Source organism: Arthrobacter sp. Soil762 (assembly GCF_001428335.1).
GTDB lineage: Bacteria > Actinomycetota > Actinomycetes > Actinomycetales > Micrococcaceae > Arthrobacter.
The window spans coordinates 13,771-31,387 of record NZ_LMSG01000018.1 but is presented as its reverse complement, the minus strand read 5'-3'; the positions used below and the strand labels follow the sequence as shown (position 1 = coordinate 31,387).

17 protein-coding genes are annotated in these 17,617 nt (G+C 65.4%); 7 read left to right on the top strand and 10 right to left on the bottom strand.

What is annotated here, in order from left to right:
- Nucleotides 1-66: 66 nt before the first annotated feature.
- The 4 genes from ASG77_RS12770 to ASG77_RS12755 all read right to left on the bottom strand — a co-directional run bounded on the left by ASG77_RS12770 (nucleotide 67) and on the right by ASG77_RS12755 (nucleotide 3,839).
- Entirely contained in the window at nucleotides 67-1,254 is a 1,188-nt protein-coding gene (locus ASG77_RS12770; protein WP_056346053.1) for a fatty acid desaturase family protein, read from the bottom strand.
- Nucleotides 1,255-1,267: 13 nt separating this feature from the next.
- Complete coding sequence (locus ASG77_RS12765) at nucleotides 1,268-2,365, bottom strand: ferredoxin reductase (protein WP_056346051.1); 1,098 nt, start codon at nucleotides 2,363-2,365, stop codon at nucleotides 1,268-1,270.
- A gap of 133 nt (nucleotides 2,366-2,498) precedes the next feature.
- Nucleotides 2,499-2,702 (bottom strand): hypothetical protein, encoded by a 204-nt coding sequence (locus tag ASG77_RS12760; protein WP_056346049.1) that lies wholly within the window; start codon nucleotides 2,700-2,702, stop codon nucleotides 2,499-2,501.
- A 102-nt stretch (nucleotides 2,703-2,804) separates the two neighbouring features.
- Entirely contained in the window at nucleotides 2,805-3,839 is a 1,035-nt protein-coding gene (locus ASG77_RS12755) for an LLM class flavin-dependent oxidoreductase (RefSeq protein ID WP_056346485.1), read from the bottom strand.
- A gap of 75 nt (nucleotides 3,840-3,914) precedes the next feature.
- On the opposite strand from ASG77_RS12755, the gene ASG77_RS12750 reads away from it, so the two are divergent.
- On the top strand, nucleotides 3,915-4,253 hold the full coding sequence (locus ASG77_RS12750; RefSeq protein ID WP_056346483.1) for a YnfA family protein: 339 nt from the start codon (nucleotides 3,915-3,917) through the stop codon (nucleotides 4,251-4,253).
- Nucleotides 4,254-4,358: 105 nt separating this feature from the next.
- A complete protein-coding gene (locus ASG77_RS12745; protein WP_056346047.1) occupies nucleotides 4,359-5,252 on the top strand; it encodes a hypothetical protein in 894 nt (297 codons plus the stop codon).
- Nucleotides 5,253-5,266: 14 nt separating this feature from the next.
- Here ASG77_RS12745 and ASG77_RS12740 read toward each other — a convergent pair whose 3' ends face one another.
- Together ASG77_RS12740 and ASG77_RS12735 are read right to left on the bottom strand one after the other, a co-directional pair.
- Complete coding sequence (locus tag ASG77_RS12740; protein ID WP_056346045.1) at nucleotides 5,267-5,665, bottom strand: hypothetical protein; 399 nt, start codon at nucleotides 5,663-5,665, stop codon at nucleotides 5,267-5,269.
- A gap of 53 nt (nucleotides 5,666-5,718) precedes the next feature.
- Nucleotides 5,719-6,405, bottom strand: coding sequence for a DUF2848 domain-containing protein (locus tag ASG77_RS12735; RefSeq protein WP_056346043.1), 687 nt, complete (start codon nucleotides 6,403-6,405; stop codon nucleotides 5,719-5,721).
- A 150-nt stretch (nucleotides 6,406-6,555) separates the two neighbouring features.
- Here ASG77_RS12735 and ASG77_RS12730 point away from each other — a divergent pair, with 150 nt between their 5' ends.
- Nucleotides 6,556-7,947, top strand: a complete 1,392-nt coding sequence (locus ASG77_RS12730) for an MFS transporter (protein WP_056346041.1) — start codon at nucleotides 6,556-6,558, stop codon at nucleotides 7,945-7,947.
- Between the two features lie 85 nt (nucleotides 7,948-8,032).
- Here ASG77_RS12730 and ASG77_RS12725 read toward each other — a convergent pair whose 3' ends face one another.
- Complete coding sequence (locus tag ASG77_RS12725; protein WP_056346039.1) at nucleotides 8,033-8,689, bottom strand: GntR family transcriptional regulator; 657 nt, start codon at nucleotides 8,687-8,689, stop codon at nucleotides 8,033-8,035.
- Between the two features lie 32 nt (nucleotides 8,690-8,721).
- Here ASG77_RS12725 and ASG77_RS12720 point away from each other — a divergent pair, with 32 nt between their 5' ends.
- Together ASG77_RS12720 and ASG77_RS12715 are read left to right on the top strand one after the other, a co-directional pair.
- Nucleotides 8,722-9,516, top strand: coding sequence for a carbon-nitrogen hydrolase family protein (locus ASG77_RS12720; protein WP_056346037.1), 795 nt, complete (start codon nucleotides 8,722-8,724; stop codon nucleotides 9,514-9,516).
- A 354-nt stretch (nucleotides 9,517-9,870) separates the two neighbouring features.
- Nucleotides 9,871-11,172, top strand: a complete 1,302-nt coding sequence (locus ASG77_RS12715) for an ammonium transporter (RefSeq protein WP_056346036.1) — start codon at nucleotides 9,871-9,873, stop codon at nucleotides 11,170-11,172.
- A gap of 21 nt (nucleotides 11,173-11,193) precedes the next feature.
- Here the strand turns inward: ASG77_RS12715 and ASG77_RS12710 are convergent, their stop codons facing one another.
- A complete protein-coding gene (locus tag ASG77_RS12710; protein ID WP_056346033.1) occupies nucleotides 11,194-11,835 on the bottom strand; it encodes a PadR family transcriptional regulator in 642 nt (213 codons plus the stop codon).
- A 229-nt stretch (nucleotides 11,836-12,064) separates the two neighbouring features.
- On the opposite strand from ASG77_RS12710, the gene ASG77_RS12705 reads away from it, so the two are divergent.
- Entirely contained in the window at nucleotides 12,065-14,410 is a 2,346-nt protein-coding gene (locus tag ASG77_RS12705) for a transglycosylase domain-containing protein (RefSeq protein WP_082576023.1), read from the top strand.
- Between the two features lie 85 nt (nucleotides 14,411-14,495).
- Here ASG77_RS12705 and ASG77_RS12700 read toward each other — a convergent pair whose 3' ends face one another.
- Together ASG77_RS12700 and ASG77_RS12695 are read right to left on the bottom strand one after the other, a co-directional pair.
- Nucleotides 14,496-15,089 carry a J-domain-containing protein gene (locus ASG77_RS12700; protein ID WP_056346031.1) on the bottom strand — a complete coding sequence of 198 codons (594 nt, stop codon included), beginning with the start codon at nucleotides 15,087-15,089 and terminating at the stop codon, nucleotides 14,496-14,498.
- Nucleotides 15,090-15,194: 105 nt separating this feature from the next.
- On the bottom strand, nucleotides 15,195-16,232 hold the full coding sequence (locus tag ASG77_RS12695) for an Lrp/AsnC family transcriptional regulator (protein ID WP_082576022.1): 1,038 nt from the start codon (nucleotides 16,230-16,232) through the stop codon (nucleotides 15,195-15,197).
- A 145-nt stretch (nucleotides 16,233-16,377) separates the two neighbouring features.
- Between ASG77_RS12695 and ASG77_RS12690 the strand changes: the two genes are divergently transcribed.
- Complete coding sequence (locus ASG77_RS12690) at nucleotides 16,378-17,598, top strand: M20 metallopeptidase family protein (protein WP_056346027.1); 1,221 nt, start codon at nucleotides 16,378-16,380, stop codon at nucleotides 17,596-17,598.
- The last annotated feature ends 19 nt before the right edge of the window (nucleotides 17,599-17,617 follow it).

Genomic DNA, 17,617 nt, shown 5'->3' with positions numbered 1-17,617 from the left:
TTCAGTCCAACTTTCGGGGAGCAGTTCATTTCGCCTGGCCCTTCCACTCGTTAAGGCTTAGTCAGCTCAAGCCCTGGCAGCCTTGCCCGGCAGCGCCAGCTTGAAGACCTTCGCCCAGGACGATCCCACCTGCTTCAGCAGCGGACCCGTGGTGTAGTTCAGGCCGTAACGCTGGCAGATCTCGCGGACCCGCGGAGCAACCTCGGCGTAGCGGTTGGACGGCAGATCCGGGAAGAGGTGGTGCTCGATCTGGTGCGACAGGTTGCCGGTCATCAGGTGCATGAACTTGGAACCGGAGATGTTGGCGGAGCCGATCATCTGGCGGACGTACCAGTCACCGCGCGTTTCGCCTTCCACCATTTCCTCGGTGAAGGTGTCAGCGCCTTCCGGGAAGTGGCCGCAGAAGATCACGGCGTGTGCCCACACGTTGCGGACGGCGTTGGCAGTCAGGGTGCCGTAGAGCGCTTGCTTACCGGAACCGGTCAGCATGGCGACCGCCGGAGTGGCGGCGTAGTCCTTGGTGAACTGGGTGACCACCTTGCGGCCCAGGGCCTTGAGGTCCTTGACGAGCGCTTCCTTGGACTTCTTGCCTGCCTGGTACTCAGCAAGCTCGAGGTCGTAGATCGCGATGCCCCATTCGAAGAGCGGGGAAAGGATGGCGTTGTACAGCGGGTTGCCCAGGTTATGGGGCTTCCACGGCTGGTTCTCGTCCATACGCAGGAGGTTGTACCCGACGTCGTTGTCCTTGCCCACCACGTTGGTCCAGCGGTGGTGGAGGTCGTTGTGGGTGTGCTGCCAGGCGCGCGCAGGGGTGACGAAGTCCCACTCCCAGGTGGTGGAATGGATGTCGGGGTCCCGCATCCAGTCCCACTGCCCGTGCAGGATGTTGTGGCCGAGCTCCATGTTTTCCAGGATCTTGGCCAGGCTCAGCAGTGTGGTGCCGGTGACCCAGGCCGCCTTGTTCTTGCTGACCAGCAGTGCCGCGCGGCCGGAGATCTCCAGCCCGCGCTGGATCTTGATCATGCGTCGGATGTAGGCGGCGTCGGAGGCACCGCGCTTGGCCAGGATTTCGTCGCGGATCGCGTCGAGTTCGCGGCCCAGCTCAGCTACCTGTTCGTCGCTAAGGTGCGCTGCGGCAGGAGGGCGGACCAATGGGCTGCCGGACTCGGCCAGCGCTCCGGGTCGCGTCTTTGCCGCTCCGGTGGGGGCGGTGCTGCCTTCGGAAACTTTCTTGCTTTCTGAAACTACTGACATGCGGTATTGCTCCTCAGAGTTCGAGGTTGACGGGTCCGGCGGCTGCCGAGACACACGTTTGGATTAGTTGGCCGGGTTCGCCGTGTACCTCGTTGGTGCGAAGGTCACGGACCTGTCCGGCCAGGAGCGGAGTCAGGCAACTGTGGCAGATTCCCATCCGGCAGCCGCTGGGCATCAGCACCCCGGCGTCTTCGCCGACGTCGAGCAGCGGGGTATCGCCGTCGGCGTCAACTTCCCGGTCCGACGCCTCAAAGGTGACCAGGCCGCCGTCGTGCCCTACACCCCCGGCGAAGGTGGTGTTGAACCGCTCAATCATCAAGTTGCCGGGATCGCCGGCGAGCGCAACCTCTGATCCGGGCGCGCCGGCGGTGAGGGACGCCTGCTTCCACAGGGCCTCGGCATCGTCCAGGAAACTGTCCGGACCGCAGGCGTAGGCGGCACGCTCTTTCCAGTCCGGGCAGATCTCATCGAGCTCGGCCGTGTTGGTCAGGTCCATCCGGCCCTGCTCGCCGGTGTACCAGTGGGCCAGCCGGAAGTTGGGGAACTGGTCAGCCAGTTCGGCGAGTTCCTCGCGGAAGAGGCTGTCGCCGGGCGTGCGGGCTGAGTGCACCAAAACGACGTCGGCATCCGGGCGGCGGGGAACAAGCGTGCGGATCATGGACATCACCGGAGTGATGCCGCTGCCGGCGGTGATCATCAGGAGCGGCCTGGGGTGCTCGGGCAGGACAAAGTCGCCTTGCGGGGGTGCCAGGAAAAGGACGTCGCCCGGTTTGGTGGTCCGGACCAGGGTTCCGGAAACAGCGCCGACGTCTGTGACGGTGATGGCCGGGTCCTTGCCGGCAGGGGCGCTCAGCGAATACGAGCGCCAGTGGCGGACGCCGTCCAGCTCAACGCCGATGCGCGCCCACTGGCCAGCCAGGTGGGAATGCCAGCCGCGGCCGGGACGGAAAAAGATGGTGGCCGACTGTGCCGTTTCCTGGACCACACGGGTCACCACTCCACGCAGCTGACGCGCGGAGAAAACAGGGTTAAAGAGCGCCAGAATATCTTCCGGTGCCAATGGCGTTGTCAGTACGGAAGCCGCCTGTGCCAGCTGACGTAACCGGATCATGCAGTCAAACCTAAAGCGGCGCGAGCCATATGTCTCTCTCCTGACCGTTCCGCAGTCACGCAGTAATGTTGGGGCCTTAGCCCCCCAAGCCCGCTACAAGCCTAACGGCTGTGGCTTGCTGATGGTTCCCGGGTCAGCGGGCGTCCCGGTCTTCGAATTCCTCATCAAGGTCGTGGTGCCGGAACTCCGTCTCCGGATTCGGTTCGCCGTCGGCCACGTACTCATAGTCCAGTTGACGCTGCACCTGGCTGTCCAGAACCTGCAGCTCCCGGTCCGGGATGCTGGAAAGATCATCCGGGAACTCGTCTTCCGGTGTCAGGTGTAGTTTTTCGGACATGGTGAGCCTCTCTAGGCCGTGAGTAATAACCGGGCCTCAATGGCCCGCACCTTCTCAGGATATTCCCTTCCGGGCGGATCACCCAGCGGAAATTACGCCGGATCAGGAACGGGCCGGGGTCCAGCCGACGGCGGGCGCAATGTACCGGGCGATGTTTCCCAGCATTTTGGCATTGAAGTCAACACCCAGCTGGTTGGGCACTGTCACCAGCAGCGTGTCGGCGGCCTGGACCGCGGCGTCCGCCGCCAACTGCTCGGCCAGGACATCCGGAGCGCCCGCATAGGTCTTGCCAAAGCGTGCCGTCAGGCCGTCGATGACGCCCACCTGATCCCGGCTGTCCCGCAGCGCGCTGCCCGCAAAATACCTGCTGTCCTCGTCGTCCACGATTGGCAGGATGCTCCGACTGACGGAGACCCGCGGCTGGCGGCTGTGTCCTGCCGCGGTCCAGGCCTCCCGGAAGAGTTGGATTTGCTCCGCCTGCAGCTGGTCGAAGGGGACGCCGGTGTCCTCGGTGAGCAGGGTGGAGCTCATCAGGTTCATGCCCAGGCCGGCCGCCCACACGGCGGTGTTGCGGCTTCCGGCGCCCCACCAGATCCGCTCTGTGAGGCCCGGCGACTGCGGCTGGACCGGCAACAGGCCAATGGCTCCGCCGGCGTAACGCGGGTCCGCCTCGGCCACGCCGGCGCCGCTGATGGCGTGCCGGAACTGGGCTGTGTGCCGGCGGGCCATGTCCGCGGCGGTCTCCCCTGCGGCCGGTTGGTGGCCGAAGGCGGCGGCCCCGTTCCGGGCGGGCTCGGGTGAACCACGGCTGATGCCCAGCTGCAGCCTGCCGCCGCTGATCAGATCCGTGGCGGCGGCTTCCTCGGCCATGTACAGCGGATTTTCGTACCGCATGTCGATCACGCCCGTGCCCATCTCTATCCGGCTGGTCCGGGCCGCGATGGCTGCCAGCAACGGGAAGGGAGACGCCTGCTGACGGGCGAAATGGTGCACCCGGAAGAAGGCGCCGTCGATTCCGAGTTCCTCGGCGGCCACCGCCAGCTCAATGCCCTGGCGCAGGGCCTCGCCGGCGGTTCTGGTGCGGGAGCCCTGGCCGGGGCCCCAGTGGCCGAAGGAAAGGAATCCGATGCGTTGCATGTAAGGCCCAACCTCCCGCCGGGTGGCCGCATTCCCGGCTGGCATGATGAGCCTGTGAGTATTCCTGCTGAAACCGTGGCGATCGCCAAAACGACTGTGCTGTTCGTCCTGGCCGCTGCTGCCGAGATCGGCGGCGCGTGGCTCGTGTGGCAGTCAGTCCGTGAGGGCAAGGACTGGTGGTGGGCAGGGCTGGGTGTCATTGCCCTGGGCCTTTACGGTTTTGTGGCCACCCTGCAGCCTGATGCCCATTTTGGCCGGATCCTTGCCGCTTACGGCGGCGTGTTTGTGGCTGGTTCGCTGGCGTGGGGGATGATCTTCGACGGTTTCCGCCCGGACCGGTGGGACATCGCGGGCTCCGTCATCTGCCTGGTCGGGGTGGCTGTGATCATGTTTGCCCCGCGGAACGGGGGCTGAGGCGGTATCTCACCGCGCTCGGAAACGCCCAATACCGGTAGCCAGCGCCCCCAATCAAGAGCACAATTGATCCATCGTTTGGATGGATGTGGATGGTGATCAGCGATGGCCATGACAATCGTGGTGGGGTCCACCCTTCTTCTGCTCCTTGGCCTGCTGGTGGTGGTGCTGTGGGGAGGCCGCAGCATCCGTGAGCCGTCCAGCGCACGGCCCCACCGTTCCATGGGTACCACGGAGCAGGACTTCAGGACTGACTTCAAGCTGCACGCGCTGCGCCGGTTTCTCTGGTGGGCCAACGTCGTGTCCTTTTCCGCACTGGTCTCGGCGTTGCTTGCCGCCTGGCCCGGCGGGCGGCTGGTCATGCGCATTTTGGCGGACACATCCCCCGCTTCCGCACAGGGCCGGCTAACGGAGGCCCAGGCATTCGTGGGAATTCCCAGCGTTGGGGGGACCATGGCCCTGCTGTTCTTTGGAGCCCTGCCCGCCGGCTTCTTGGCGGCGATCCTGTTTCCCCTCGTGCGCCGCTGGCTCCCGCGCGGACGCCTCGCCGGACCGCTGTTCGGTTTGCTCCTGCTCGTGTGGGTGGGGTCCCTGATGGATCCCCTGCGCGCGGACAACATCGATTTCAACATCGTTGGGCCCGGCTGGCTGTCGGTGGCACTGTATGCCGGACTCGCCCTCCTTCACGGCGCCGTAGTCGCTGCCGCGGCGGGTTGGTGGAGTAGGCGCCTTCCGCTGTGGCGCCCAGGAGCGGCTAAATTCTATGTTCCGTTGCTCGCTGGTGCCATCTTGTTTCCACCGTTCGCAGTCCTCGTCGTCCTTGGGTACCTCCTCTTGTTCCTCTGGCTGAGCGTCGTTCCGGTTTCCTGGCTGAGATCCGCGCGGCCCCGCCGGACAGTGCCAGCTTGGGTGGGTGCCGGGGCGATAGTGCTGATCAGCGCCGCCGCGCTTCCTGTTTTCATCAGCGCGGTGGTTTCCATCTCGTCCCGGGCGGGCTGATCAGCCGCGGAGGCTCAGAACATGGGCAGCAGGAAGCCGGCAATAAGTGCCGCGGCACCGATCCCGGTGAGCACGCGGCCAAGCACGACGGCGGTCCGCCCCACCGGTTCGGGCGCTGCGGTCTGCCACTGAGTGGGGCGCTTGGGGTGGTAGTAGATCGGCAGGGTGTCGCCCACGGCCAGGTCCTTGATGTCGTGGGGTGACATCGGGGCGTGGTGGACCTGGAACTTGCGGTCAAACCAGCGGAAGCCCGTGCCGGTCGCGTCTGCATAGACCACCGCTTCCGAAACGGTCCAGGGGTGCACAAACCGCCGGAGGATGCCCGAGTAGAACAGCAGGGCAAGCCCCGGCGGAAGGCACAGCCAGGTCATCACTTCCAGGATGGGACCTGCCATTTCAAGCGCAGTGGGCATAGCAATGATGCTACCGGGAGTTTCGCCCCCCAACGTGCCCCCGTCCGGCGGAATCAGCCGATGGGCTCGGCCATCTGCTCCACCAGATACTGGGCATCCACGGTGGCTCCTGTCACGGGGTCTGTCATCTCCACTTTCCAACTGCGGGCGAACTGGTTCACGCCGCTGGTCATGGCCACCGTGCCGGAAATGAGGACCGTCCCCGGCTCGTTCAGGCCGCGCTCGGTCAGCACCTCCAGCCAGTAGTCCGGAGTCAGCAGGGCTTCCAGCGAGCTGTCCTGGATCAGCGTGTCCGGGGTTTCGCCCTCGCCCACCCAGCCCTTCAGCGTGATCTGGTCCAGGTGGCCGCGCACGTCCTCCAGCCGCCACGCCTTGCGGCCCAGGACGTCCGGGCTGGCGTTCTTGCTCCAGGCCACCCCATGGACCTCAAGCTCGCGGTCCGTGTGGTCGCATGCGACCGTCAGAAGTACGCCGTCGTCCGTGATTACCAGCGCCCATTCGGCTTCCCCGGAGGTCCGGGCATGCTGCACGCGGACTTCGGAAACCTGCTGCGCCAGGTACGGCGAGACCGGGTAGAGCGCCGGCGTGGTGGTAGGGCCCGGAACGCCCAGCTCAGCCAGTTCGGCAATATGGGCCTGCACTTCCTCCTGCTCGCGCCCTGCGTAGCCGGCGTTGAGGAGGTGCTTGACCTGGACTGTCTTGGTGCTGCCGTCGGGAAGTTCGAAGCTCAGAGTCGTCATGTTCTGTCCATCCTTTGCGTGTCCTGCTGGAGAAATTTACAAACTGGAAACCGGAAACGGTGGCCAATGTACATCCAGTATGCGTAATGTATACATTTAACGCCAGCGTGACAGGCGTCACCCGTAAACATCTCGTGGAGGACAACACCCATGGCTAACGTCCCAGTTCCGGCTTCCGGCGCAGCGCCGCGTCCGGACAAGCCGATTCACCCCAAGGGCCTGTACAAGGCCTTCGCTGCCAGCCTCACCGGCACCGCCCTCGAGTGGTATGACTTCGCCGTCTACTCGGCCGCGGCCGCCGTCGTATTTCCCCTCGTGTTCTTCCCGTCATCCGATCCCCTGACGGGCACTATCCTGGCCTTCTCCACGTATGCGGTGGGCTACGTGTCCCGGCCTGTTGGTGGCATCATCTTCGGCCGTCTGGGTGACCGGATCGGCCGCAAGAAGGTGCTGGTGACCACCCTGATGATCATCGGTGTGGCCACCGTCCTGATCGGCGTGCTGCCAGGCTACGCAACCATCGGCATCGCTGCCCCGATCATCCTGGTGCTGCTCCGCTTCGCGCAGGGTGTGGGCGTCGGCGGCGAATGGGGCGGGGCCGTCCTGCTCTCCAGTGAATACGGCGATCCCCACCGCCGCGGGTTCTGGGCGTCTGCAGCCCAGGTGGGCCCGCCCGCCGGCAACCTGATGGCCAACGGCGCCCTTGCCGTCCTGACCCTCGCACTGACCGAGGAACAGTTCATCGGTTTCGGCTGGCGCATCGCGTTCCTGGTCTCGGCCGTGCTGGTCGGTTTCGGTCTCTGGATCCGCCTGAAGCTGGAAGACACCCCCATCTTCAAGGCCATCGAGGCCCACGGCGAGCAGCCCCACGCCCCTGTCCGCGAGGTCTTCAGCACTGAGCTCCGGCCCCTCATCGCCGCCACGCTGTGTCGGGTGGGCCCGGACGTGCTCTACGCCCTGTTCACCGTTTTCACCCTCACCTACGGCATCCAGACGCTCGGCTACGAACGCAGCCAGGTGCTCACGGCAGTCCTGATCGGCTCAGCATTCCAGCTCTTTATGATCCCGCTGGCCGGCGCCGTGTCCGACCGATTCAACCGCCGTAAGGTCTACGGCACCGCAGCAGTGGTGGGCGCGGTGTGGACGTTCGTCTTCTTCGGCGTCCTGGGCGCCGACAACCAACCGATGCTCATCATCGGCATTGTGCTGGGCCTTATGGCGCACTCGTTTATGTACGGCCCCCAGGCTGCCTTCATCGTGGAACAGTTCTCACCCCGGCTCCGCTCCACCGGCAGCTCCCTGGCCTACACCTTCGCCGGTGTGATCGGCGGCGCCATCGCACCCCTGATGTTCACGTTGCTGCTGGCCCAGTTCGGAACCTGGATTCCGGTGGCCATCTACGTGGCCGTGGCCGCAGGCGTCACCGCCGTGGGCCTGGCCCTCGGCCGCGATTCCAACACTGTGGAGGACGAGGACTACCGCCTGCTGTTGGAAGGATCCGCACTGGAGCGCCAGCAGTCGGCTATCGGCCACGGCAACTGACGATTCCCACTCACAAGACCGGAGTTTTTGTCCACACAATGCACCCAAACGACTCTCAACTCGCGTTATGTGGACAAAAACTCCCTCAGGTGCGGAGCAGGATATCCCGGGTGACAGCCAGGTGATGGTCAATGGCCTCCTGCGCCTTCGCGGCGTCGCCGGACATCAGGGCATCGAGGATGCCCTGATGTTCGGCGCACACCTGTCCGCGCCGGTCTCCGGTGCGGAACAAGGCCGAGACGCCCACCAGGATCTGCCGGACATGGAGCTTGCTGTACGTTCGGGAGATGAGCTCATTGCCTGCGGCGTCGATCAGAAGCTGATGGAAGAGGGTGTCCAGCCGGATGAACTCCTGCGCAGCCTCCGCATTCAGCTCCTCGGGAAGCTGGGCCTGCTGGTCAAGGGTGTCTTGCATCGTTTTCGCAGGAACGCGGCGCTGTTCGATAACCAGGCGGGCGGCATGGCTTTCCAGCACACCCCGGAGTTCCATCAGTTCCGACATTTCACGGCCCGTCACGGGCGGAACATACGCCCCGCGCTGCGGAATCAGCTCCACCAGGCCGTCGGAGACGAGGAGCAGGAGCGCCTCCCGGACCGGAGTTCGCGAGACGCCGATCTCAGCGGCCAGCTCCTGCTCGTTCAGGAACTTCCCCTGCACCTCCGGGTCAACCAGGATGTTTTCGCGCAGGTACGCGTACGCCTTCTCGCGGCCGGACGCCGCCGTCCCCGAACTTTTTCGCATACATTATGTATACAACAGACTGGAGTAATTTCATGCGTTTAGCAGTGGCCCAAATCATCACCGGAGCCGATCTGGCCGCCAACCTGGAGCTCATCCGAGACTACGCCACGCGGGCCAAAGCCGCCGGAGCGGAGCTCGTGGTGTTCCCGGAAGCCGCCATGCGCGCCTTCGGCAACAGCCTGAAGGACATTGCCGAGCCGCTGGACGGGCCGTGGGCCGCCGCCGTCCGCAGCATTGCCCAAGGGCTGGACATCACGGTAGTGGCGGGCATGTTCACCCCGGGCGACGGCGGCCGCGTGCGGAACACCCTGCTGGTCACCGGCCCGGGCGTCGAGACTTCCTACGACAAGATCCACCTCTTTGATGCCTTTGGTTTCGCGGAGTCCGATACCGTCGACGCCGGAACAGCCCCCGTGACCTTCGAGGTAAACGGCACCACCTTCGGCCTGGCCACCTGCTACGACGTGCGCTTCCCGGCACTGTTCACGGCCAACGCCAAAGCCGGCGCCCAGGCCAACATCGTCTGCGCCTCGTGGGGTGCCGGCGAGGGCAAGACTGAACAGTGGGACCTCCTGGTCCGGGCCCGCGCGCTGGACAGCACCACCTTCGTGGTGGCCTGCGGACAGGGCGACCCGGCAAGCGTCGGCATCGCCTCCGCTGGCAAGGCTCCCACCGGCGTTGGCCACAGCGCCGTCATCTCTCCCCTGGGTGCCGCCCTGTTGGCCCTCGGCGGCGAACCGGAACTCGCCGTCGTCGACATTGACCCGGCCGTCATTGCCGAGGTCCGCGGCCAACTGCCCGTCCTGGCCAACGCCCGGACCTTCTGACCCCGCCGAGCGGCCTCTCCCGCGGCGCCCCACGGCAGTGAGCCGCCGTTCACTTTCAGGAAACGTTGACCTTTCAGCGTCCGACGGCGGCTTCTCACCTCGTGCGCGGACCGGCGCCCGCCATCGCTGGCATCGGAGTCTCAGGGCTTCCCGTCCCGGCGCCGTTCAACAGGTCCCGTTTACACGCCGGAAACATCACCGTCATGCGATCTTCACGCAAGCCGCCGGGCCGTAACGTATCCGCAACTTAGCGAAGCGCAAACGGAAACACGCGGCGACAAATATTGATCGAGGGGATTGCGCGGGCCAGGTAGGAAAGTCCCCGTATTCAGGATCAATGGAAGGGACCCACCGGTGGAGATCACTGCGGAACACGTCTGGATGATGATCGCGGCGGCAATGGTGCTGCTTATGACACCCGGACTTGGTCTCTTTTATGGCGGCATGACGCGCGCCAAGGCAGCGCTGAACATGATCATGATGAGCTTCATCTCCGCCGGCATCGTGGGAGTTGTGTGGGTCCTGTGGGGATACTCGATGACCACCGGCGAGGGAATCCTGGGCGTCTTTGGCAACCCCTTCGCCAACTTCGGGCTGCAGAACCTCATGGGCTCCCCTGACCTCATCAAGGCAGGCTTCAGCGCCACCTTCGCCATCATCACGGTAGCGCTCATCAGCGGGGCCATCGCCGACCGCGCCAAGTTCAGCGCCTGGGCAGTGTTCGTGCCGCTGTGGGTCACGCTGGTTTATTGCCCCTTGGCCTACATGATCTGGGGCGGCGGGCTTATGAGCGCCGGCGGCGCCATCACCGAGACCTTCGGCCAGGTCATCGACTTCGCCGGCGGTGCAGTGGTGGAAATCAGCTCCGGGACGGCCGCCCTGGTCCTGGCCCTGGTGGTTGGCCAGCGCCACGGCTTCGCCAAGGATCCCAGCCACCGCCCGCACAATGTCCCCTTCATCATGCTCGGCGCGGCCATCCTGTGGTTCGGCTGGTTCGGATTCAATGGCGGCGCCGCCACCACCGCGGAGCAGGCAGGCCTGATCTGGATCAACACCCTGGTCACCCCCGCCGCGGCCATGCTCAGCTGGCTGGTCGTCGAAAAGATCCGGCACGGCCACCCCACCTCCCTCGGTGCCGCGTCCGGCGTCGTTGCCGGCCTGGTGGCCATCACACCGTCCTGCGCCAACATCAGCCCAGTGGCCGCCATCGGCCTGGGCCTGGTGGCCGGTGCAGCCTGCTGCGTGTTTGTTGACCTGAAGTACCGGTTCGGGCTGGACGACTCCCTGGACGTGGTGGGAGTGCACCTCGGCGCCGGGCTCATCGGCACACTCGCCCTGGGCTTCGTCGCTCTCCCCGTGGACGGCCAGGGCGGGGGCCTCTTCTACGGCGGCGGTCTCCAGCAACTGACGGCACAGGCCGTGGCGGTAGTGGTCACCGTAGTTCTCTCCGGCGGTGTGACCCTGGTGATCGGCCGGGCAATCAACAGGACCATCGGGTTCCGGGTGAGCCACGAGGCCGAGATGGCGGGGGTGGATCTCTCCGAGCATGCCGAGACCGCCTACACCTTCGGCGGGCTGGGTAGCCACTTCAACCCGCTGGGTCGCGGCGTCACGGCACCTGCTGCCGCTCCCGCCAAGGAAGACACGTTCGCCTGAGGCCACAGGCTTCAAAAGCGCTCAGTCGGCCAGGATCCGGTAGAGCGCGCGGCGGGTTTCGTCGAGCTTTTCCACCGCAGCATTGCGCTGTTCTTCCGTAGCGGCCGTGCGGAACTGATGGATGACCCCCATCAGCTTGCCCACACTCTGGTGGAAGGCGGGTCCGGATCCTTCCGCATCGCTGTTCCACGCATTCTCCAGTTCCTCCGCATGCTCGGCCACGTAGGCCTTGCCGGCGTCGGTGAGGGTGAAGTCGGTCCGCCGGCCCTCGCTGAGGGGCGCAATGAGGTCCTCGTCCACCAACTGCTGGAGTGTGGGGTAGATCGACCCGGGGCTGGGCCGCCATGCGCCGGATGTTTTCTCCGCGATGGTCTTGATCAGCCCATAACCGTTGGACGGGGCCTCGGCCAGCAGTGACAGGATGGCCCACCGGACGTCCCCCCTGCTTGCCCGCCGGGGACCGGGCCCAAAGCCGGGACCGAACCCTCCGCCAGGTCCAAAACCGGGACCAAATCCGCCCCGTGGGCCAAAGCCCGGGCCAACCCCTCCCCCGCGGTGCCCGTGCGGTCCGCGGCGGCCCCTGCCGCGCTCAAACCGTCCGCGCTCAAACTGTCCCCGCCCGAACAGCGGTTCCAAAAACTTGTCGTCGTGAATGCCTTTCATGGTGGCATCGTCCCTTCTCTGTCTTTTTGAATGCTTCTTGGCCCTTGTTGAATGGTTATCGGTCAACTACTCACCGACACTTAACGATATATCGGTATGTATCGCGCAACAAGGCCCGGAGCGGACTTAGGGACGGAAAGTACCGGCTTGGCATCAGTTCGTCCAGCATCTGGATGCTGCAGGTGCAGCGGCGTATCCTGTTCACACGTCGCGAGCTTGGGGCTGAACAATGGCGCAGCAAAAGAAACGCAGGCACCGGTTGGCCGCCGCCCTGGGAAGGGTCATCGGATTCTTTGCTGCGAGCGCCATGTGCGGCGTCCTGGCCGCAAGCCTGGTGGTCCCCGCTGTCGCGACTGTCGGCTACGGAGTCAGCACCTCCATCAGCTACTTTGAAAATCTGCCCTCGGAACTGATCGTCGCGCCGCCGTCGCAATCCACCAAAGTCCTCACCTCCGAAGGCCAGCCGATCGCCACGTTCTATACCGAGAACCGGACCAGGATCCCCCTGGACCGGATATCGCCTTTTGTCCGGGATGCCATCGTGGCCATCGAGGACAGCCGCTTTTACGAGCACCCGGGTATCGACCCGCAGGGGATCGTCCGGGCTGCCATCTTCAACCTCACGAATGCCGGCAGGCAGGGCGCCTCCACCATCACCCAGCAGTACGTCACCAACGTGATCAACGAGTCCTTCGTATCCCAGGACAAAACCGACGAGGTGATCCTCAGCGGCCAGAAGAGCATCGGGGACAAGCTCCGGGAGATGAAGCTGGCCATCGCGCTGGAGAAAAAGTTCAGCAAGGACCAGATCCTCGAGGGCTACCTGAACATCGTGTTCTTTAACCGCGAGGCGTACGGAATCGAGGCGGCGGCACGGTATTTCTTCAGCACCACGGCCGCGGATCTCAACCTGCCGCAGGCGGCCCTCTTGGCCGGGCTGGTCAACAGCCCCAGCTACTACAACCCCGCGGTCAATCCGGAGCAGGCCACCAGCCGCCGGAACCAGGTCCTTTCCGAGATGCTGGCCACGGGCAAGATCACCCAGGCGGACCACGACGCCGCCGCGGCCACGCCCATCGAACTCAAACTCAGTCCGGGGAAGCAGGGCTGCGCCCACGCCCAGATGGCACCCTACTTCTGCGACTACATTTCGCATCTGATCCTGAACAACCCGGCCTACGGCACCACCCTGATCGAGCGCGAGCGGAAGCTGTACCGCGGCGGGCTCACCATCGTCACCACGCTGGACAGCAGGCTCCAGGCGGCGGCCCAGGCGCAGGTGGACGCCACCGCCGGGGCGAATCCTGACCGCTGGGGCGCCTCCCTCGTGACGGTCCAGCCGGGCACCGGGAAAATCCTGGCCATGGCGCAGAACACGGTGTTCCTGCCGGCCGAGGGCAGGTTCGATACCCAACTGAACTTCAATGTGGACTCCCGCGATCCGCAAGGCAATGACCTTAACGGCGCGGGCGGCTTCCAGCCAGGCTCCACCATGAAGCCGTTCACCTTCGCAGAGTGGCTGAATGAGGGCAAGCCGCTGACAGGGATGGTGGACGCGTCCCGCCGGGTGTATCCGCTGGGCTTCCCGTGGCGTTCCAGCTGCGGAAGGGTGCTGGGCGCCTACAGCACGGCCCAGAACAACCCTGAACTGGGCGCCGCCGATGACCTGCAGAATGCCGATCTGGGTTACTACCGCCCCATGCCGGTGAACTACGGGCTGTACAACTCGATCAACACGGCCACCTTCGCATCGGCCACCCAGCTCGATTTCTGCGGCATCCAGAAGATGGTGGACACCGTGGGGCTGCACAGCGGACTCGATGGCGCGCAGATCAACATGCATCAGCTGGGCAATCTCCTCGGCGCCATCGGCGTCGCCCCGGTCCACCTGGCCAATGCCTTCGCCACCTTCGCCAACGACGGCCGGTACTGCGCCCCCATTGCCGTGCTTGAGGTGACGGACGTGTCGGGCGGGAAACTCCCGGGCCAGACCAGCGAGTGCCGCGACGCCGTCAAACCGGAGGTTGCCCGAGGCGTCAACGCGGTGCTCCAGGACGTGCTGAAGGTCGGCTCCGGCGTGTGGATCAACCCCAAAATCCACACGCTGATGCCCGTTGCCGCCAAGACCGGCACGTCCAACAACAACGGCTCCACCTGGGTGGTGGGCTATACGTCGGGGCTGGCTACAGCGTCTTTCTTTGGCGACGCATTGGAGGGCCAGAACCGCCCCGGCCAGAACGTCACCATCAACGGCCAGTTCTACCCCCGTCTGGACGGCTACATGATCGCCGGGCCGCAGTGGGTCAACTACATGCTCCAGGCCGCCCCGCTCTACCCGGCAAACCCGTTCCCGGCCCCGCCGGCATCCATGATTGCTCCGCCGAAACCGACTCCCGCACCGGCCGCGCCGAGGCCTGCACCCGCCCCGGCGCCCGCACCAGCTCCCGTCCCCGCGCCCGAGCCCGCACCCGCGCCACCTCCTGCCCCTGCTCCTGAGCCCGCGCCCGTCCCGCCGCCCATGCCCGAGATTCCGGGCATTCCGCCTCAGAACGGCTTCCCGGGCGGAAGACGCTAGGAGCCGAAGACCCTGACAGCCGACGACGGCGGGAGGCACCGCCGTCGACCGTTACCTACGTCGCGCGTTCCCCTCGCCCGCTCAGCTATGTGGTGCCGCGCCAGAGCCGCTGCCACCAGGAGCGCTGCGGCTCCGGTTCAGGCAGGGCATCCTGTGAGCGGGCGGCGCGGCGTTGGTGCCAGCGCGCCACCTCAGCGTCGACGTCCCGCGTTTTGGTGATGACGGGAGGGCCGCCCTGGAGCTGGCGGCGGGCGTCGATCACCCGGGCATTAAAGTCGGCGAGGATGTCGCGGACCTGCTTTTCGGTGAACTGGGCATCAAGGCGGCCGTCCAGTTCGGCGTCTTCGGTGCGGAGCAGGATGGCCTTGGGGCCCAGCCCGCTGATGTTCTCGCGCTGGATCAGGCCCTTCACCCACCAGTCAGGATCGTAGGCCTCCCCCAGTCCGGGGATGGGCTTGCCGGCGTATTTGAGGTTGTCGAATTTGCCCTGTGCCATGGCGTCCCGGATCAGGTACTCCGCCCGCCGCGCATCGTCGACCTTTATGCGCTTGTCCCGTTCCTTGGCCTCGGCGGCCTCGAGTTCGGCCTCTTCCTCGGCACTGATGCCGGCCCCGCGGTAGGAGCGCACTTCCGCAGCCCGTTCCAGCCGGCGCTTGAAGGCACTGTCTCCGCCGCCCATGGTCCCTTCACCGCCTCCTTGCCCGTCCCGACCCTTCAGGCTTCCAGTATTCAGGCGTGGACCGCAGGTTTCAACGGAGCGGACACTCGCGGCGGACACCACGGCTTATTGGAGCCCCAAAGACGGCAGCTCCGTGCCGGAGACCACCACCGCGCCGCTCGCCGTCGAATCCGGGTTCAGCATCCAGCCCACCCGCTTGGCGGTGTTCAGGATCACGACGCTCTCCACGAGTTCGATCTGCGGGATACGTTGCTGGAGGGCCAACTCGGCGTTCATCACATCGGCCAGCGAATGCAGCCACATGAGGATGACAAAGTTTGTGCTCCCTGTAGTGGACGCGCTGAGCCGGACCGTGCGGAGGCTGCGGAGTTCGGCGGCAGCAGCCTCGTGCTGGCCCGCCGGCACGTTGGCGAACCACTGGCAGCTCACCGGATAGCCGGAGAGCTTCTGGGCAATTTCACAACGGAAGGACAGCAGCCCGCTGGCCAGCACCCTGTTTAGCTGCCGCTGGACTGTCGCCGGGCTCCTGCCCAGGCTCCGGGCGATGTCCGCGGCGCCCGCGCGCCCGTCCCGCGCAAGGAACGGGATCAGATCCAGGTGGCTGGGCGGGAGTGGAGCTCCGGTCATCGGGGCCGCCGAGCCGGTGGCCTCGGGGCCGGCTAAGGCATAAAGCGCCTTTTGCTTCGCCTTGTCCAAAATGTTGAGCCGCCACGTATAGCCACCGGAGTGCAGTCGGGTGCACAACGAGGTCCGGTACTTCAGCAGTCCGGGGATCTCCTTGAACCGCGGAAGCACCTCCTCCGTGAACCGGGCCAGTGTGGGCGTTATGACTGTCAGCATGAGGTCCCTGTTGCTTGCAGCTTCCTCCACCGTGACCACTTCCGGGATGGCGGCGAGCGCCGCGGTCACGTCGTCCCGCAGCCGCATTTCGCAGTCCACGTCCACCAACGCCAGGCACATCTGCTTGGGATCGCCGATCAGGTGGGCCGTCGTCCAGGCCGCCCCGGACAACCTCAGCCTGTCCCAGCGTGCGGCCAGCGTGGTGGCGTGCACTCCCAGCACCGTGGCCGCATCGGACCAGCTGATCCGCGGTGCAATCTGCAGCACGTTGATCAGGGCCAGGTCTTCCTCGCTGAGCACCACCTCGCCACTCCCCACGCTTCAGTGAATGAATCCTGCCATTTCCATCATACTTTTGATTTTTTCCAGCTATTTCGCAGCTTGTGAACCGCATCACTTCACAATGGAAGCGGGTCACTGACCAACCGTTCAGAAATTAGGAGAGCAGATGTCGATCACCACCGACGCCAAGGAACTGCAGGGCGAGATCGCCCGGTTCCGCCACGAGCTGCATCAGGAGCCGGAGATCGGGCTGAACCTCCCCCGGACCCAGGAAAAAGTCCTCAAGGCGCTCGACGGCCTGCCGTTCGAAATCACCCTGGGCAAGAGCACGACGTCGGTCACCGCGGTCCTGCGCGGCTCCGCGCCGCACGCATCGGCAACGAAACCAGCGGTCCTCCTGCGTGCCGACATGGACGGCCTCCCTGTCCAGGAGCGGACCGGTGCCCCGTTCTCATCGAAGATCGACGGCGCCATGCACGCCTGCGGCCACGACCTCCACACCGCCATGCTCGCCGGAGCAGCCACGCTTTTGGCGGAGCGCCGGGACCGGTTGGCCGGCGACGTTGTGCTGATGTTCCAGCCAGGCGAGGAAGGCTTTGACGGAGCAAGCCACATGATCCGCGAGGGCGTGCTGGAGGCGGCCGGGCGCCGGGTTGATGCCGCCTATGGGATGCACGTCTTTTCCGCCCTTGAGCCGCACGGCCGGTTCTGCACCAAGCCAGGGGTGATGCTGAGCGCTTCGGATGCCCTGACTGTCACGGTTCTTGGCGCCGGCGGCCACGGCTCGGCCCCGCACACGGCCAAGGACCCGGTCACGGCGGCCGCAGAAATGGTGACTGCCCTGCAGGTCATGATCACCCGCCAGTTCAACATGTTCGATCCAGTGGTCCTGACCGTCGGCGTCCTCCAGGCCGGCACAAAACGCAACATCATTCCTGAAACGGCGCGCATCGAAGCCACCATCCGGACCTTCTCGGACGCCGCCAGGGAACGGATGATGACCGCCGCTCCCACGCTGCTGAAAGGCATCGCCGCCGCCCACGGCCTCGAGGTGGACGTCGATTACCGTCACGAGTACCCCCTCACCGTCAACAACGACGACGAGACACGCACCGCGGAGAAGACCATCGAAGACCTCTTTGGAACCTCTCGGCTCACCCGCTGGGCCACCCCGCTCAGTGGCTCTGAAGATTTTTCGAGGGTGCTGGCGGAAGTACCCGGGACGTTTATCGGGCTCAGCGCCGTCGCCCCCGGCGCCGACCACACCGAAACCTCCTTCAACCACTCCCCGTACGCAGCCTTTGACGACGGAGTGCTGTCCGACGGAACCGCTCTCTACGCAGAGCTGGCCGTCTCCCGCATCGCGGCCCTGGCCTCGGCCAACTAACCTTCCCTCACTTCTTGGA

Bases quoted from the DNA above. Each gene is read 5' to 3' on its own strand.
- ASG77_RS12770 (WP_056346053.1), bottom strand. From the start codon at position 1,254: ATGTCAGTAGTTTCAGAAAGCAAGAAAGTTTCCGAAGGCAGCACCGCC.
- ASG77_RS12765 (WP_056346051.1), bottom strand. From the start codon at position 2,365: ATGATCCGGTTACGTCAGCTGGCACAGGCGGCTTCCGTACTGACAACG.
- ASG77_RS12760 (WP_056346049.1), bottom strand. From the start codon at position 2,702: ATGTCCGAAAAACTACACCTGACACCGGAAGACGAGTTCCCGGATGAT.
- ASG77_RS12755 (WP_056346485.1), bottom strand. From the start codon at position 3,839: ATGCAACGCATCGGATTCCTTTCCTTCGGCCACTGGGGCCCCGGCCAG.
- ASG77_RS12745 (WP_056346047.1), top strand. From the start codon at position 4,359: ATGGCCATGACAATCGTGGTGGGGTCCACCCTTCTTCTGCTCCTTGGC.
- ASG77_RS12740 (WP_056346045.1), bottom strand. From the start codon at position 5,665: ATGCCCACTGCGCTTGAAATGGCAGGTCCCATCCTGGAAGTGATGACC.
- ASG77_RS12735 (WP_056346043.1), bottom strand. From the start codon at position 6,405: ATGACGACTCTGAGCTTCGAACTTCCCGACGGCAGCACCAAGACAGTC.
- ASG77_RS12730 (WP_056346041.1), top strand. From the start codon at position 6,556: ATGGCTAACGTCCCAGTTCCGGCTTCCGGCGCAGCGCCGCGTCCGGAC.
- ASG77_RS12725 (WP_056346039.1), bottom strand. From the start codon at position 8,689: ATGCGAAAAAGTTCGGGGACGGCGGCGTCCGGCCGCGAGAAGGCGTAC.
- ASG77_RS12720 (WP_056346037.1), top strand. From the start codon at position 8,722: ATGCGTTTAGCAGTGGCCCAAATCATCACCGGAGCCGATCTGGCCGCC.
- ASG77_RS12710 (WP_056346033.1), bottom strand. From the start codon at position 11,835: ATGAAAGGCATTCACGACGACAAGTTTTTGGAACCGCTGTTCGGGCGG.
- ASG77_RS12705 (WP_082576023.1), top strand. From the start codon at position 12,065: ATGGCGCAGCAAAAGAAACGCAGGCACCGGTTGGCCGCCGCCCTGGGA.
- ASG77_RS12700 (WP_056346031.1), bottom strand. From the start codon at position 15,089: ATGGGCGGCGGAGACAGTGCCTTCAAGCGCCGGCTGGAACGGGCTGCG.
- ASG77_RS12690 (WP_056346027.1), top strand. From the start codon at position 16,378: ATGTCGATCACCACCGACGCCAAGGAACTGCAGGGCGAGATCGCCCGG.